This window comes from Streptomyces sp. CNX435 (assembly GCF_059570575.1).
The window spans coordinates 123,761-138,019 of record NZ_JCANTA010000014.1; the positions used below are offsets into that span (position 1 = coordinate 123,761).

Annotated in this window: 14 protein-coding genes and 1 pseudogene; 9 read left to right on the plus strand and 6 right to left on the minus strand. The window is 72.8% G+C overall.

What is annotated here, in order from left to right; translation table 11 throughout:
- Positions 1-699: 699 nt before the first annotated feature.
- The gene (locus T328_RS22860; protein WP_496497998.1) at positions 700-1,200 is read right to left on the minus strand and encodes a GNAT family N-acetyltransferase; all 501 of its coding nucleotides are present in this window, start codon (positions 1,198-1,200) and stop codon (positions 700-702) included.
- A 100-nt stretch (positions 1,201-1,300) separates the two neighbouring features.
- Here T328_RS22860 and T328_RS22865 point away from each other — a divergent pair, with 100 nt between their 5' ends.
- Both T328_RS22865 and T328_RS22870 read left to right on the plus strand, forming a co-directional pair.
- Positions 1,301-1,585, plus strand: coding sequence for a hypothetical protein (locus tag T328_RS22865; protein WP_496497999.1), 285 nt, complete (start codon positions 1,301-1,303; stop codon positions 1,583-1,585).
- Entirely contained in the window at positions 1,582-1,965 is a 384-nt protein-coding gene (locus tag T328_RS22870) for a PIN domain-containing protein (RefSeq protein WP_496498000.1), read from the plus strand. Before T328_RS22865 ends, T328_RS22870 begins: the two co-directional genes overlap by 4 nt.
- Positions 1,966-2,021: 56 nt before the next feature.
- On the opposite strand, the gene T328_RS22875 is transcribed toward T328_RS22870, so the two are convergent.
- Complete coding sequence (locus tag T328_RS22875) at positions 2,022-3,461, minus strand: ATP-binding protein (RefSeq protein WP_496498065.1); 1,440 nt, start codon at positions 3,459-3,461, stop codon at positions 2,022-2,024.
- A 237-nt stretch (positions 3,462-3,698) separates the two neighbouring features.
- Between T328_RS22875 and T328_RS22880 the strand changes: the two genes are divergently transcribed.
- Together T328_RS22880 and T328_RS22885 are read left to right on the plus strand one after the other, a co-directional pair.
- Positions 3,699-4,457: a metallophosphoesterase gene (locus T328_RS22880; RefSeq protein WP_496498001.1), complete on the plus strand. Its 759-nt coding sequence runs from the start codon at positions 3,699-3,701 to the stop codon at positions 4,455-4,457.
- A gap of 33 nt (positions 4,458-4,490) precedes the next feature.
- Positions 4,491-5,228, plus strand: a complete 738-nt coding sequence (locus tag T328_RS22885; RefSeq protein WP_496498002.1) for a Clp protease N-terminal domain-containing protein — start codon at positions 4,491-4,493, stop codon at positions 5,226-5,228.
- A 6-nt stretch (positions 5,229-5,234) separates the two neighbouring features.
- Here the strand turns inward: T328_RS22885 and T328_RS22890 are convergent, their stop codons facing one another.
- Both T328_RS22890 and T328_RS22895 read right to left on the minus strand, forming a co-directional pair.
- Positions 5,235-5,963, minus strand: coding sequence for an SDR family oxidoreductase (locus tag T328_RS22890; RefSeq protein WP_496498003.1), 729 nt, complete (start codon positions 5,961-5,963; stop codon positions 5,235-5,237).
- A 123-nt stretch (positions 5,964-6,086) separates the two neighbouring features.
- Complete coding sequence (locus T328_RS22895) at positions 6,087-7,415, minus strand: MFS transporter (protein WP_496498004.1); 1,329 nt, start codon at positions 7,413-7,415, stop codon at positions 6,087-6,089.
- Between the two features lie 80 nt (positions 7,416-7,495).
- Between T328_RS22895 and T328_RS22900 the strand changes: the two genes are divergently transcribed.
- Positions 7,496-8,383: a LysR family transcriptional regulator gene (locus T328_RS22900; RefSeq protein WP_496498005.1), complete on the plus strand. Its 888-nt coding sequence runs from the start codon at positions 7,496-7,498 to the stop codon at positions 8,381-8,383.
- Between the two features lie 128 nt (positions 8,384-8,511).
- On the opposite strand, the gene T328_RS22905 is transcribed toward T328_RS22900, so the two are convergent.
- Positions 8,512-9,978: an MFS transporter gene (locus tag T328_RS22905; protein ID WP_496498006.1), complete on the minus strand. Its 1,467-nt coding sequence runs from the start codon at positions 9,976-9,978 to the stop codon at positions 8,512-8,514.
- A gap of 93 nt (positions 9,979-10,071) precedes the next feature.
- Between T328_RS22905 and T328_RS22910 the strand changes: the two genes are divergently transcribed.
- Positions 10,072-10,476 (plus strand): MarR family winged helix-turn-helix transcriptional regulator, encoded by a 405-nt coding sequence (locus T328_RS22910; protein WP_496498066.1) that lies wholly within the window; start codon positions 10,072-10,074, stop codon positions 10,474-10,476.
- 55 nt (positions 10,477-10,531) lie between these two features.
- On the opposite strand, the gene T328_RS22915 is transcribed toward T328_RS22910, so the two are convergent.
- On the minus strand, positions 10,532-11,533 hold the full coding sequence (locus T328_RS22915; RefSeq protein ID WP_496498007.1) for a helix-turn-helix domain-containing protein: 1,002 nt from the start codon (positions 11,531-11,533) through the stop codon (positions 10,532-10,534).
- A gap of 163 nt (positions 11,534-11,696) precedes the next feature.
- On the opposite strand from T328_RS22915, the gene T328_RS22920 reads away from it, so the two are divergent.
- From T328_RS22920 to T328_RS22930, 3 genes and pseudogenes are all read left to right on the plus strand, one after another.
- Positions 11,697-12,878 (plus strand): sialidase family protein, encoded by a 1,182-nt coding sequence (locus T328_RS22920; RefSeq protein ID WP_496498008.1) that lies wholly within the window; start codon positions 11,697-11,699, stop codon positions 12,876-12,878.
- A gap of 149 nt (positions 12,879-13,027) precedes the next feature.
- Positions 13,028-13,690 (plus strand): annotated as a pseudogene (locus T328_RS22925) (aminotransferase class IV); the annotation flags it as partial.
- 118 nt (positions 13,691-13,808) lie between these two features.
- Positions 13,809-14,201, plus strand: a complete 393-nt coding sequence (locus T328_RS22930) for a hypothetical protein (protein WP_496498079.1) — start codon at positions 13,809-13,811, stop codon at positions 14,199-14,201.
- The last annotated feature ends 58 nt before the right edge of the window (positions 14,202-14,259 follow it).

The following is a 14,259-nucleotide window of genomic DNA, read 5'->3' on the forward strand; positions in this document are numbered from 1 at the left end:
GCGTTCGTTCTGGTTGAGGGTGACGGCCCCGTCGAGCCAGAAGTACTCGTTCTGCCACATCTGCTGGGTGCCCGCGGGCAGCACCGTGGTGCCGATCGCGGGCGAGCCCATCCAGGTCTCGTCCGGGCTGCCCGGCTTCAGGTCGTCCATCCGCCGGCCACCGCCCGAGACCACGTGGAAGAGCCGGCCCTCCAGCCCGGTCCAGGACGCCATGACCAGACCGCCGGGGCGCTCATGCGGCACGATCTGCCAGCGCACCCGTACGTATCCGGTACCGCGCAGGGTCACGCTCTCGCCGCGGTGGGTCAGGTTGGCGCTGGGGCCGCCGGTGCTCGTCAGGCCCGGCTCCGGCCGGCGGGGGAGCGGGCCGGGGGGCCGGTCGGGGGCGGGCGGTTCGTCGACGGCGTCGACGACGCTGCCGTAGCGGGGTGTGGGGCGCGGATCGGACGGCTCGTCGGACGGTGGTGGGGCGGCGCGCGTGGCCGGTGGGACACAGGTGGGAGCGCCGCGGTGCGGATGAGCGGCCCGAGTGGGAGAGCGTCGACGAGACCGGCGCAACGCGCCCGTGCCGGGCCACCGGACCTCGGGTGGCCGCTCACCGCGGCGGCGGGCCGGTCGTAGCGTCGGCGGCACGGGGCGCCGACACCGGCGTACCGAGGAGGGGACCACTGATCAGAAGTGGCCGCAGGCTTCCCCACTCTACGGCTGGGCTGCCAGGTCGCGCTGATACCAGATGCCCGGCTTTCCGCCGAGGTGGGCGCTGTCGGCAGGGTCGGCCGGGACGAACCCGGCCTTGGTCAGCACCCTTTGGGACGCGACGTTCTCGCGGGCCGTACCCGCCCGCAGTGTGCGCAGGCCGTGTCGCGTCGCCGCCAGGCGGCACAACTCCCGGACCGTCGCGGTCGCCACGCCGCGGCCGGCGACGTGCTGCGCGACCCGGTAGCCGAGTTCGGCGGTGCCATCTTCGAGGTCGTAGAGGTTGAACCGGCCCAGGACCGAGCCGTCCTCGGCGACGAGCAGGTAGAAGGCGGAGATTCCTGCGTCCTGCTCGGCCAGCAGGGCGCTGTACCGGTCGGTGAACTGTTCGTAGAACTCGTCGCCGCGGTCGGCGATCGAGGCGGCGAAGTAGGCGCGGTTCGCCAGCTCGAAGGCCAGGACGGCCGGGGCATGGCCGGCGGCCAGCCGCTGCAACTCGGGCACCGTCCGACACTAGGCGAGGCGGCGCGTCGAGGTCACCCGGGTTTCCGCCGCATCGCGGTTTGTGGTGATGAGAGCGCTCTACTGTGAGTAGAGTGCGCCCATGGGGCACCACACCGACACCAGCATCAAAGTCTCCGTGACGGCGCGCGACCGCCTGGGGATACTGGCCGCCGAGCACGGCACGACCATTCGGGCGCTGGTGGAGCAGCTGGCAGCGGAGACTCCCACCCGCGCGGAGCTCCGGGCCCGCGGCGATGTGGCCCGGGGGTACTTGCGCGAGCACATGGGAGTCGATGTCACCGCCGAGGACGAGGCCGCCGGCCGTGAGCTGCTCGACACCATCGCGCGCCGTACCGGCGGCGGCCGTGGGGGGACTGCCGCGTGACGCCTTTCCTCATGGACCACACGGCACTTCTCGCCCTGGGGTCTGGTCACCGGCAGTTGTCCGGGCTCGCGGTGGCGGCAGCCGAAGGGGAAGCGATCGGGCACGTGCCTGCGCTCTCCCTGGCCGCCGCCGAGAGTGGACGCGGAGGGCTGGGCGAGCACATCGCCTGCCTGCCCGGCCTCGATGTCGAACCGCTCGACCTCGTCGCCGCGCTGGCCGCCGGGGCGCTCATCGGTGACGGCGTGGACTGGCGGATCGTCCATGCCGTGCACCTCGCCCGGCCGTCGGCGGAGTGGCCGGCGGGGCGGGTGGTGCTCTCGCTCCAGCCGGAGTTGTACGCGGGGACGGGGGTCGTACCGGTGAACCCCGGGAAGTCGTAGACGGCGGCACGGCCGTACCGGAGCGGGAACCGCACCATGGCCCGTGCTCGCGCCTCTCAGCCGGTTCCGCTCCTGTCCCGCCTGCGCCAGGCGCCAAGCAGTTCCTCCGGGCCGTACGCAGCCTGAAGGCCGGAACAACCGACCCCGCTTCGGGAGACCGCCACGAGCGGTACCGGCTCGTCGGTGAGGGCCGCCCGGTGCTTCTGCAGCGAGGCCAGATCGTGTCCGTCGAACGCGGAGTTCTCCAGCCACTTGACCGAGCCGAGGAAGAGCAACTGCTTGGCCACCGGCTGCCGGTCGGCGCCCACCAGGTCGATTTCGACATCGTTGCTGCGGGTCCAGTACCCACCGATCGCCGGGGCTGCGGGCAGGTGCCCGTCCGGCAGGAGGCGGGCGAGGGACTCCCGGACGAGGGGCTCGATCGCGCGGCCCCGCCAACTCGTCCACTGTTCCTTGATCCGGCTCAGCGTGAGGTCTCCCCGTAGCCGCTCGATCTCCGCCATGTGCGGATCCAGAAACGCGAGCCAGAAACGCAGGTAAGGGTCGGCCACTCGGTAGCGGCGTTCCTTGGAGGGCCGCCGTGAGAGCGGCAGCTCGGCGGCCACGACTCGTTTCTCGGTCAGGACGTCGGTGGCTCGGGTGAGAGTGGTGTGGGCGATGCCGCCGGCCGCGCGCGCGATGTTGGTGAAGGTCCGCTCGCCGGATCCGATTGCCCGCAGGACTTCCCTGCTCATCGCCCGCGGTGGAAACTCCGCGGCCAGTGAGCGTTCGGCGGAGACCAGCAGCGCCGAGATCGGGTTGTCCAGCGAGTCGCGGAGGAACGTCCAGACATCCGCTCCGGCCTGCCACTCGGCGCAGATCAGGGGGAGGCCTCCCGTGATCAGAGCGGCGTCGAGGGCGGCTGCCGGGGACAGGCCGAGCATCTCGCCGATGTCGGCCGGGTTGAGCGGTCCCACGACCATTTCCCGGCCCCGTTGGTGAAAGGGGCGGTCGTAACTGTTCAGCGCCTCCATCATCGACAGATCGGACCCGACGAGGAGGAGAAGCACCGGCTTGCGGCTGAGCTGCCGGTCCCACGCCCGCTGGAGCATGCCCTCGAAGGCGTCGATACGGTTCATGAGATACGGAACCTCGTCGATGACGACGACGCTTGGGCTGTCGTCGGGCAGGATGTCCGAAAGCAGCCTCAACGCCGCGTTCCACTGCCCCGGGGTCTCCTCCGAGAACAGTCGCCGCTCCGGCAGAGTGGATGTGGCGACGGTGTCGACCAGCTCCGACAGCTCGTCCTCCGCGGTGCCGCCCGCCGCGGTGAAGAAGAGGTTCGGCGTCCCGGAACGCCGGAGGAACTCCTCGACGAGGCTGGACTTGCCGACTCGCCGCCTTCCCCGCATGAGGACGCACCGGGCTGGCTTCGCCGACCCGACGGCGTCCTGAACCGCCTGCAAGGCGTCGCGGAGCACGCTCAGCTCGTGGTTCCGCCCGATGAAACGACGCATCAAGACTCCCGGAGCCAATAGTAGCGATAGAGATACTATCGCCGTCGATACTGTCGCGCCTGGTGTGAGCCTTGCATTCCGCTTCACGATGTCCCGGACCAAGGGGAAGCCACGCAGGTGGCCGTTCACCGCCGCCGGGCCACCGGCTCCGAAGTGGCCGTTCTCCGGCGGCCGGGGCGGGACGTAGCGTCGGCGGCACGGGGCGTCGGCGTCGGCGTGCCGGGGAGGGAGCACATCGTGGCCGTGATCGCGCATATCAGTGACATGCACATCGACGACGAGCGCAGCGTCCGCCGGGCCCGGGCGGTGGCCGAGTACCTGGAGGAGCTGCCGTACGACCTGGATCTCGTCCTCGCCACCGGTGACATCGCCGACCACGGCACGCCGGAGGAGTACGCGACCGCCCGCGGCCTGCTCGCGTCGCGGCATCCGGTGCTGGTCTGCCCCGGGAACCACGACGACCGGGCCGCGTTCCGGCGCGGGCTGCTCGGGGAGCCGGGTTCCGGGGCGCCGGTCGACCAGGTGCACCGGGGAGCGGGGTTCACGGTGGTCGCGTGCGACTCGTCGGTGCCGGGGAAGCCGGAGGGGTGGCTCGGGGACGGGACGCTGGCGTGGCTGGACGAGGAGTTGCGGCGGGCGCCGGAGGGCGACGCCCTCCTCGTCGCGTTCCACCACCCGCCGATCGAGTTGCACATCCCGTACGTGGACGGCATCCGCCAGTTCGACGAGCAGCGCCTCGCGGAGCTGGCCGGCCGCCACCCCCGGCTGACCGCCTTCCTCGCCGGCCACGCGCACACCGCCGCGGCCACCACCTTCGCCGGCCGCCCGCTGCTCGTCGCCCCCGGGGTCGTCAACACCACCCGGCTGCCCTGGGAGCACCGCGCGCACGCGGACGACCATGTCCACCTCGACCAGCCGCCGGCCGTGGCCTTCCACGTCCTTGACGGGGACCACCGGATGACCACCCACTTCCGCACAGTGTCAACCGAAGGTTGACGTCGGCCGAAGTGTCAACCTAGGGTTGTCACCATGACGGAACCTGAACGCACGACCAACCCCGTACGCCTCGACGACCTGATCGAGGCCATCAAGAAGGTCCACACCGACGTTCTCGACCAGCTCACCGACGCCGTCGTCGCCGCGGACCACCTCGGCGAGGTGGCCGACCACCTCATCGGCCACTTCGTCGACCAGGCGCGGCGCTCCGGCGCCTCCTGGACGGACATCGGCAAGAGCATGGGCGTCACCCGGCAGGCGGCGCAGAAGCGGTTCGTGACCAAGGGCGCGGAAGGGGGCCTCACCCTCGACCCGAACGAGGGCTTCGCCCGCTTCACGCCCCGCGCCAAGAACGTCGTGATGGCGTCCCAGAACGAGGCGCGCGCCGCCCGCAACACCGAGATCGGCCCGACCCACCTCGTCCTCGGGCTGCTCACCGAGCCGGACGCCGTCGGCGCGGCGGCGATCAAGGCGCAGGACATCCTGCTGGACACCGTGCGGCAGGAGGCCACGGCGGCGCTGCCGCGGCCGGCGGAGGGCACGGTCCCGGAGCTGGTCCCGTACAACGCGGAGGGGAAGAAGGTGCTGGAGCTGACCTTCCGCGAGGCGCTGCGGCTGGGGCACAACTACGTCGGTACGGAGCACATCCTGCTGGCGCTGCTGGAGCAGGAGAACGGCGACGGCGTGCTGTCCGGGCTCGGCGTCGACCGCGCGGCGGCGGAGGCGCACATCGCGGCGGCGCTGGCGCCGCTGCAGAACCCGGGCGCGTAGGCCCCGTCACACCTGTTCGAAGTGGAACGCCTTGATGAAGCAGTCCCGGGGCTGGGAGACCGCGAAGAGGACGCACTCCACGAGCGACTTCGCCGTGAGGGCGTCCTCCGCCCCGCGCGGTGTGGTCTCCCATTCCTCCGAGAGCGGGTCGGGGTTGTCGAAGTCGGGCGGGTAGAGGGAGATCACCCGGACTCCCCGGGGCCGCAGGCGCTTGGAGAGGATCTCGGCGAACCCCGCCTGGGCGCTCTTGGCCGCGTAGAAGGCGTCGTGCGCGTCCGAGCGGTGGTGCCCTGCCGTGCCGCAGGCGGAGACCATGTTCACCACGTCCGGCTTCTCCGAGTTGAGCAGGAGGGGCAGGAAGTTCTTCACGGTCAGTACGGTCCCGGTGGCGCCGGAGGCGACGGTGTCGACGACGTCGGCGTCGGAGGCGGACAGCAGGTCCGGGCCGTGCAGGTAGCGGGAACCGTTGTTGATCAGGACGTCGACATGGCCGGTGTGCCGCCCGACGTCCGCCGCGAACTCCCGGATCGACGCGGGGACCGTCAGGTCGCAGGCGAAGGCGTGCGCCTGCCGGTGCCCGCGGTCGCGGATCTCGTCGCGGACCCGCTCGGCGGCGGCGAGGTTCCGGGCGGAGAGGAAGACCTCTGCGCCGAGGTCTGCGAGGCGGATCGCCAGGGTGCGGCCGAAGTCACGGCCAGCGGCCGTGATGACCACGCGGTGGTCGTCGAATCTCATGTCGGCGCTCCTGCCTGGTGGATCGGGCGTCGTGTCACGATCTTCTCAGTACGCCCCGCGGGCCCGGGCCCCGCGACGACGCGGCCCCGGTCTGGCCGGTGCCGCCGAAGGCGGTGATACGCATCAGGCGGCGCTCCTCTGCCGTGCGGGGCGGCCGGCGGTCGTGGCGGCGCCGTCCGGCGCACGGCCCCGCGCCGCCCCCTCCCCGGCGCCCGCGACCGCCCCCTGCCCGGCGTCCCGGGCACCCCGCGCCGCCGCCACCCGCTCCGCCGCCCACAGCACCACCGTCCCCGCCGCCAGCACCGCGCCCAGCGCCGACACCGCCGGCCACCCGCCCCGCGCCCAGACCACCGACGTCAGCGCGGAGCCGACCGCCCCGCCGGCGAAGAAGCTGGTCATGAAGGCGGAGTTGATGCGGTTGCGGGCGTCGGGGCGGATGGCGTACACGACCGCCTGGTTGCTGTTGAGCACCGCCTGCTGCGCGACGTTCAGGCCGACGATCCCGGCGACGAGCCACGGCAGCGACTCGCCCGCCACGCCCAGCACCACCCACGAGACCGTCAGCAGCAGCACGCCCGCGCCCGTCACCGCCTGCACATGACCGCGGTCGTTCAGCCGCCCCGCGAACGTCATCGTCAGCACGCCCAGCGCCCCGACGAGCCCGAACAGCCCGATCGCCGACTCCGACCAGCCGTACGGCGGCCGGGCCAGCAGGAACGTCAGCGCCGTCAGCTGCACGCTGTACGAGGCCAGCGACAGCGCCCCGATCGCGGACCGCCGCCGCAGCACCGGCTCCTCGCGCAGCAGCGCGACCGTGGAGCGCAGCAGCGCGGGGTACGACATCCCCGCACCCGGCGACGCCGCCGGCAGGCGCGGCAGGTGGCGGTGGAGGAGCACGGCCATGCCGGCCATCAGCAGGGCGTTGACCCAGTAGATCGTGCGCCAGCCGCCGAGTTCGGACAGCGCCCCCGAGGCGGTACGGGCCAGCAGCCCGCCGAGCAGGATGCCGGACATCACGACGCCCACGACCCGCCCGCGCTCCTCCGGCGCCGCGAGCCCGGCCGCGTACGGCACGACGACCTGCGCGCCGACGGACGCCAGCGCGGTGAGCACCGTACCGGCGAGCAGCACCGGGCCGTTGGGCGCGGCGGCGGTGAGCGCGAGGAAGGCGGCGGTGGCGACGAACAGCGCCACCGACAGCCGCCGCCGGTCGGTCACGTCGCCGAGGGGGACGAGGAGGATCAGGCCCAGCGCGTACCCGGCCTGCGCGGCGGTGACGACGAGCGCGGCCAGGGTGCTGCCGACGTGCAGGTCGCGGCCGATGAGGTCGAGGAGGGGCTGGGCGAAGTAGTTGCCCGCCACGGACAGGCCGGTGGCGGTCGCCATGAGCAGCAGCAGCCCGCGCCCGAGGGTGGCGGGTTGCGCTCGCTGGGATATCGAGTCCGTTGTCATGAGCCCAGGGTCGGCCCGGGGGCATCGATGAGTCCAACACATGGTTGTCATCTGATCCATCTCGTATCACGATGGATCGTATGGAGCTGCAGCAACTGCGCTACGTCGTCGCCGTCGCGGACACCGGCGGGTTCACCCGCGCCGCCGAGCGCTGCCACGTCGTCCAGTCGGCGCTGAGCCACCAGATCGGCAAGCTGGAACGGGAGCTGGGCGCCCGGCTGTTCGACCGTACGAGCCGGAGGGTGCGGCCCACCCGCGCCGGCGAGGCGTTCCTGCCCGCCGCCCGCGCGACGCTCGCGGCGGCGGAGCGGGCCCGCGCGGAGGTCGCGGCGGCGACGGGGGAGGTGCGGGGGCGGCTGGCCATCGGTTCGATCCCGACGGTGGCGGCGGTGGATCTGCCCGCGGCGCTGCGGGAGTTCCACGACACGTACCCGCAGGTGCAGATCAGCCTGGCGGTGGGGGCGAGCGAGCACCTGGTGCGGGCGGTCGCGGAGGGCACGTACGACCTGGCGCTGCTGGGGGTGCCGGCGGGCTTCCGCGCGGAGAAGGTCCGCGAGCGCGTCCTCGTACGGGACCGGCACCTCGCTGTCGTGCCGCCGGACCATCCGCTGGCGGGCGCGGGGGAGACGGATCTGGCGCGGCTGGCGGAGGAGACGTTCGTCGACTTCGCGGCGGGTTCGGCGGCGCGGGCGCAGTCGGAGGAGGCGTTCACGGCGGCGGGGCTGCGGCGGACGGTGGGCTTCGAGGTGTCGTCGATGGACTTCCTGGCGGACCTGGTCCGCGCGGGGCTGGGCGTGGCGCTGCTCCCGAGCACGTTCGCGCCCCGTCTCACGGGGCTGGCCACGGTCCGCGTGGCGAACGGCCCGTCGCGCGAGGAGCGGCTGGTCTGGCCGCGCACCCGGCCGTCCCCGGCGGCGGCTGTGTTTCTCCACAGCCTGGGGGTAGATCCGGACGGGGAGGAGACGTAGCCGGAGGGGGGGAGAAGTAGCCGGACGGGGCGGGAAGCAGACAGCGGACCCGGGCCTCGTCGGCCCGGGTCCGCTCGCCCCCGATTCCCCGTGGTTCAGCCGGCGGTCGGCCGGCGGTCAGTCGGCGGTCAGTCGGCCGCGGTGACGTACTCGCGGTCCTCCGCCGGCTTCTGCTCCTCCGCGTGGCGCGGCCCGCGGATGCCCGTCACCGCGATGACGAGGCCGATCAGCGCCATGGCCGCGACCACGTACAGCGCCGGGTCGAAGCCGTTCAGCAGCGCCTGCGGGCCGGTCGCGCCCTCCGCGTTCGCGGTCAGCACCGCCGTCACGATCGCCAGCCCGATCGCCCCGCCCACCTGCAGCGAGGTGTTCAGCAGCCCGCCCGCGAGCCCCTGCTCGTGGTCCTCGATGCCCGCGGTGGCCTGGATGTTGAAGGACGCGAACGCCAGCGTGAAGCCGATGCCCAGCAGCACCATGCTCGGCAGGGTGCCGACCGCGTACGGCGCGTCCCGGTCGATGGCGAGGAACAGCACGTACGCCAGGAGGTGCGCCAGCACCCCGCCCGCGATGGTGCGCCCGGTGCCGAACCGCATGATCAGCGGGACCATCCGCGGCGAGCCGAACGCGACGATCAGCGCCGCCGGCAGGAAGCCGAGCGCCGTCTCCAGCGCCGACCAGCCCAGCACCGACTGCAGGTACTGCATCACCAGGAACTGGAAGCCCAGGTATCCGCCGAAGAACACGGCGCTGCCGAGGTTGGCGCGGGCCAGCGGGCCGGAGCGCAGGATGCCCAGGCGGATCAGCGGGTGCTTGCTGCGCTGCTCGATGACGATGAACGCGGCCAGCAGCGCCGCGGCGGCCACGAACTGCAGCAGCGTACGGGCCGCGCCCCAGCCCACCTCCGGCGCCTCGACGACGGTGTAGACGAGCAGCAGCATGGCGCCGACGCCGGTCACCGCGCCGGGGAGGTCGTAGCCGCCGCTGCGCTCCTGCGGCCCCTCCTTCGGCAGCACGCGGAAGGCGGCGATCAGCGCGATGACCGCGACGGGGAACGGCAGGAAGAACGTCCAGCGCCAGCCGACCTCGGTGAGCAGGCCGGAGAAGACGAGCCCGGCGCTGTAGCCGCTGGCGCCGAAGACGGCGAAGATCCCGAGCGCCTTGTTGCGGGCGGGGCCCTCGTGGAAGGTGGTGGTGATGATGGAGAGCGCCGCGGGCGCGGTGAACGCGGCGGAGACGCCCTTCAGCAGCCGGGTCGCGATCAGCAGCCCGCCGTCGTCGACCAGCCCGCCGAGCAGCGAGGTGACGGCGAACACCGCGACGGCGACGAGGAACACCCGCCGCCGGCCGAGGAGGTCGGCGGTGCGGCCGCCGAGGAGGAGCAGGCCGCCGTAGGTGAGGACGTAGCCGCTGACGACCCATTGCAGGGTGCTGGTGGACAGCCCGAGGTCGGCCTGGATGGAGGGAAGGGCGACCCCCACCATCGACACGTCGAGAGCGTCGAGGCCGACCACGAGGGAAACGGTCAGCAGGATGCCCCAGAGGCGGGCGTCCCACTTGGTCGAGTTCGTGGACAGATGTGGTGCGGAAGAGCTCATGGACGACCACACTACATGCACAGACATCTAATGCCAACGCAATTAATGAGGTGGCATTAAGTTCACGCACATGTTACTTTGGCCTACGTGAGCGTGAGCGACATCGGCGCCGAGCGCGCCCTGGTTGACCGCTGGCAGGGCCTCATGGCCTGTCACGCGGCGGTGTGGGGCGCGCTGGAGCGCGAGTTGCAGAGCCGGCACGGGATCGGCGTCAGCGAGTTCGAGGCCCTGGAGGGCCTGGCGACCTGCGACCACGACAAGTGCCGCGCGGCGGAGCTGGCCGACGCGGCGCACCTGAGCCAGAGCGCGACGTCGCGGCTGACGGCACGGCTGGAGCGGGCGGGGCTCGTACAGCGGGCGATGTGCGACATGGACCGGCGGGGCATCTTCGTCCTGCTGACCGAGAAGGGCCGCCGGCTGTACGAGGACGCCAGGCCGACGCACCGCGAGGTGCTGGCGCAGGCGCTGCCGGACACGGCGTCGGCGAACGGCGTCTAGCGGCCCCAGCGGGCCCCGCCCGCCGGCCCCGGTTCGATCGCGACGCTACGCCACCTCAGGACTCGACGGCGCCGTCGCCGTCGCGCGCGACCTGCAGGCCCGCCTGGAAGCGGGTACGGGCGCCGAGGCGCTGCATCAGGGCGCTGACCCGGCGGTTGAGGGTGCGGACGCTCACGCCCAGGCGTCGCGCCACCGCCTCGTCCTTCAGCCCGGCGGCGAGCAGGCTGACCAGCTGCCGGTCGGACTCGTCGGCGGCGGCGGGCTCGCCCGCCGCGCCGCCGGCGCCGGGGGGCCACGGGCCGGGCACGGGTACGGGTACGGCCGTGGCCCACAGCAGCTCGAAGAGCCGGACCAGCGCGTCCAGCAGAACCCCCTCGTGGATGACGAAGGCACTGTCGACCATCTCGTGCGCCTCGCGGCTGAAGGGCAGGATGGCCGTCGAGGCGTCGGCGACGGCCAGCTTGAGCGGCACGTCGGTGTGGACACGGGCCTGCTCGCCGGCCGCGACGACCTCCTCGAAGACGTCGAACGCGCCCGGCACCTCCAGCGCCTCCGGCGCGTACAGCCCGCGCACCCGCGCGCCGCGCGCCAGTATCTCCAGCTCCGCCCGGTTGGACGCGGCAGGCTCCTGGGCGTAGGGCGGCCGGTCCAGGACCAGCAACTCGCGCTCCACCGACCGCTCCAGCCGGTCGAAGCGCGCCGCGACCGAACCACGGCCGAAGAGGATCTCCACCTGGTCCTCGGGGCGGTGCCGGCGGTCCACCGGAAGCTCGGCGAGCAGGGCGGCGGCCGCGGTCCGGGCCCCGGAGACCTGGTCCTGCCAGCGGGCCGTGAGCTGGTCGACGGCCGCGTCCGGCCGCGTCGCGACCAGCCGGACCGGGGCGCCGGGCAGCAGCGTCGCCAGGCCGAGATCCGCGAGCCGGTCGACGGCCGGGGCGATCTCGGCCGCCGGGCGTCCGGCCACCGCGGCCAACTGCGCGGTGTCGAGGGGCGGATGCCGGAGCAGCAGGCGGTACAGGGCCTCGTCGGAGGCGAGAACGCCGAACGGTTCGAACATACGGAACAGCCCCCCTCGGGCACGTATCGGACATGTCCTGCCTGATGGGGGCAGAGCGAGCGACGCATGGATGCCATGGCGTCCGTTCGCCAGCCGAAGGACGTGGACATCCAGACGATCACGGTACTTCCTGGTGAGGACAACGTCCTCAGGAGGAGATCCGGTGAGACCTCATCACCGCGCGATGACCACCGTGGCGGCCGGCACAGCGCTCGCCGCAAGCCTGTTCACGGCCGCCGCTCCGGCACACGCCGCCCAGCACGGCAACCACTGGGACGCACCGACGTGCGAACGGGTCGTCAGCGACGGCTCGCTCTCCCACACCCGGGACGGCGGCGCCACCTTCGCCCCGACCACCACCGCCGAACGCCCGCCGTACTACCAGCTGGTGACGGGCCTGGAGCCCCTCGCCACCCCGAACCGGCTGCTGGCCACCGACATCAACGGCCGGGTGACCCGGTCGACCGACTCCGGCTGCCACTGGCGCACCATCGCCTCGCTCGGAAACGGCCACTGGTTCGTCTCGCCGGCGCGCGACGGCAGCGCCTACGTGTGGGAACTGCGCGGCGACCGGGTCTACCGGGTCCACGGCGGCAAGGTCGTCCCGCTGCCGGCCTTCGACGCGGAGGCGCTCGGCGGGCTCTACGGCCTCACCGCACACCCGCGCCGCCCCGACCACCTGCGGGCCGTCACCGACGAGGGCCGGGTGCTGGAGTCCCGGAACGGCGGGCGCACCTTCCGCGCCGTCGGCACCCCCGTCCCGCTGGCCGAGGTCGGCCCGCACACGATGTTCTACGACGCGAAGATCTCCGCGAAGGACTTCGACCGCATCGTCGTCGGCGTGAGCGACGCCGGGGGCTTCACCAGCGACGACGGCGGCCACACCTGGCGACGCGCCCGGCTGGGCGCCGCGGGCGACGACGTCAACGGCTTCTCCCTGGCGATCTCGCCCGCCGACCCGCGCGTGGTCTACGCGAAGGCGCTGAACGTCACCGAGCTGGAGGCGGGCGAGAGCGGCCGGCACCTCTACCGCTCCACCGACGGCGGGCGCACCTTCCGGCCCGTGGTCGACCAGTTCCAGGACGGGCGGGACGTGGTGATCTACAACGGCGGCTGGATCCGCCCGGACCCGACCGACCCGGACGTCGCCTACTTCGAGTACGGCGACCAGTGGACCGGCACCAACCTCTACCGCCACGACGCAGACAGCGGCGAGCTGACGATCCGGCACTCGAACCACCACGGCATCGGCTCGCTCGCCGTCAGCCCGGCGGACCCGGAGGTGCTGCACGCCGGCCTGACCTCGGTGCCCGGCCACGCGCCGGCGGCGGGGGGCGGCGGGTAGCGGCGCCGGGGGACCGGCGCGGCGGCCGCTGCAGGATTCGGGTGCGGGTGTGCGCTCGGGATTCGTACGATCCCGAGCGCCGGCCGGGGTCTCACGGGTCGTACCGTTGTTCTCACCTGCCCCGGCAGGCTCAGGAAGCGAGTGCACGGATGCGGCAGCACACCGAGGTCAACGGGAGACCGGCGACCGTCGAGGATCTTGAGATCCCGGCCCTGGTCAACTATGGGCACTTCACCTACGGTCAGGTCCGCGACTACGCGCTGCGCGGCCTCGACCTGCACCTGGACCGGCTGGACCGGAGCACCCGCGAGCTCTTCGGGCTGCCGCTCGACACCGCCCGGGTGCTGGACTACGCGCGCGGCATCCTGCGGCACACCAACGGTGACGCGACGCTGCGCATCGCGGTCTTCACCCGGGACATCGGGGCCCTGGTCAACGGCGACCCCGCCGAGCCGGAGATCCTGACAACCGCCCGAGCACCGGCCGAGCCGGACACGACGCCTCAGCGGCTGCGGACCGTGGAGTACGAGCGGCTGCTGTCGCGGCACAAGCACGCCGGCACCATGGGCATCATCCACCACGGCCGTCGAGCACGGCAGGAGGGCTACGACGACGCCCTGCTGACCGACCGCACCGGCCGCATCACCGAGACCGCCATCGCCAACATCTGCTTCCACGAGCACGGCGCCCACGGCACCCACGACGACCACGAAGGACGCTTCGTCTGGCCCGACTCCACCCATGCACCGGGACTGCCCGGAATCATGATGCAGCTGCTACGACGCGGCATGGACCGCCTCGGCATCCCGCACACCACGCGCCCCGGCCTTCTCGCTCGGCGCCCTGATCGCCACCCTCTCCAGCACGGCCAACACCCGACTGGTCAGCCGCTACCCCGCGCAATGGCTGCTGCGCATCGGCCTGACCACGATGACGATCGCCACCACGACGGCACTGCTGATCACCCTCGCCGGCCAACTCGGCCGCGCCCTCGGCCTCGGGCTCATAGCGATCGCGTTCATCGGGCTCGGCCAGGTCTTCGGCACCGCCACGGCACTCGCCCTCGGCCGCGCCCCGCAGGCAGCCGGAACCGCCTCGGCCGTCCTCGGAACCCTGCAGAGCGCCCTGGGCGGCGTCGCCGCACCGCTCGTCGGACTGGGCGGCGACGACACCGCCGTGCCGCTCTTCGCCGGCATGGCCGGCTGCTCCCTGACCGCGGTTCTCGCACTGCTGCTCACCCGCGGCGGCACACAGCCACCGGACGCACCCACCCGCGCGTCGCGAAAGGCGGAACCGCCGACGGCCACGACCACCATGACCTGATGTGCCGAGCTGCTGTCCGCGCAGGATGCGTCGCGGCCGGGGCCGTTGCCGGGGCGCC

Bases quoted from the DNA above. Each gene is read 5' to 3' on its own strand.
- T328_RS22895 (WP_496498004.1), bottom strand. From the start codon at position 7,415: ATGACAACGGACTCGATATCCCAGCGAGCGCAACCCGCCACCCTCGGG.
- T328_RS22915 (WP_496498007.1), bottom strand. From the start codon at position 11,533: ATGTTCGAACCGTTCGGCGTTCTCGCCTCCGACGAGGCCCTGTACCGC.
- T328_RS22890 (WP_496498003.1), bottom strand. From the start codon at position 5,963: ATGAGATTCGACGACCACCGCGTGGTCATCACGGCCGCTGGCCGTGAC.
- T328_RS22885 (WP_496498002.1), top strand. From the start codon at position 4,491: ATGACGGAACCTGAACGCACGACCAACCCCGTACGCCTCGACGACCTG.
- T328_RS22900 (WP_496498005.1), top strand. From the start codon at position 7,496: ATGGAGCTGCAGCAACTGCGCTACGTCGTCGCCGTCGCGGACACCGGC.
- T328_RS22905 (WP_496498006.1), bottom strand. From the start codon at position 9,978: ATGAGCTCTTCCGCACCACATCTGTCCACGAACTCGACCAAGTGGGAC.
- T328_RS22865 (WP_496497999.1), top strand. From the start codon at position 1,301: ATGGGGCACCACACCGACACCAGCATCAAAGTCTCCGTGACGGCGCGC.
- T328_RS22875 (WP_496498065.1), bottom strand. From the start codon at position 3,461: ATGCGTCGTTTCATCGGGCGGAACCACGAGCTGAGCGTGCTCCGCGAC.
- T328_RS22930 (WP_496498079.1), top strand. From the start codon at position 13,809: ATGACGATCGCCACCACGACGGCACTGCTGATCACCCTCGCCGGCCAA.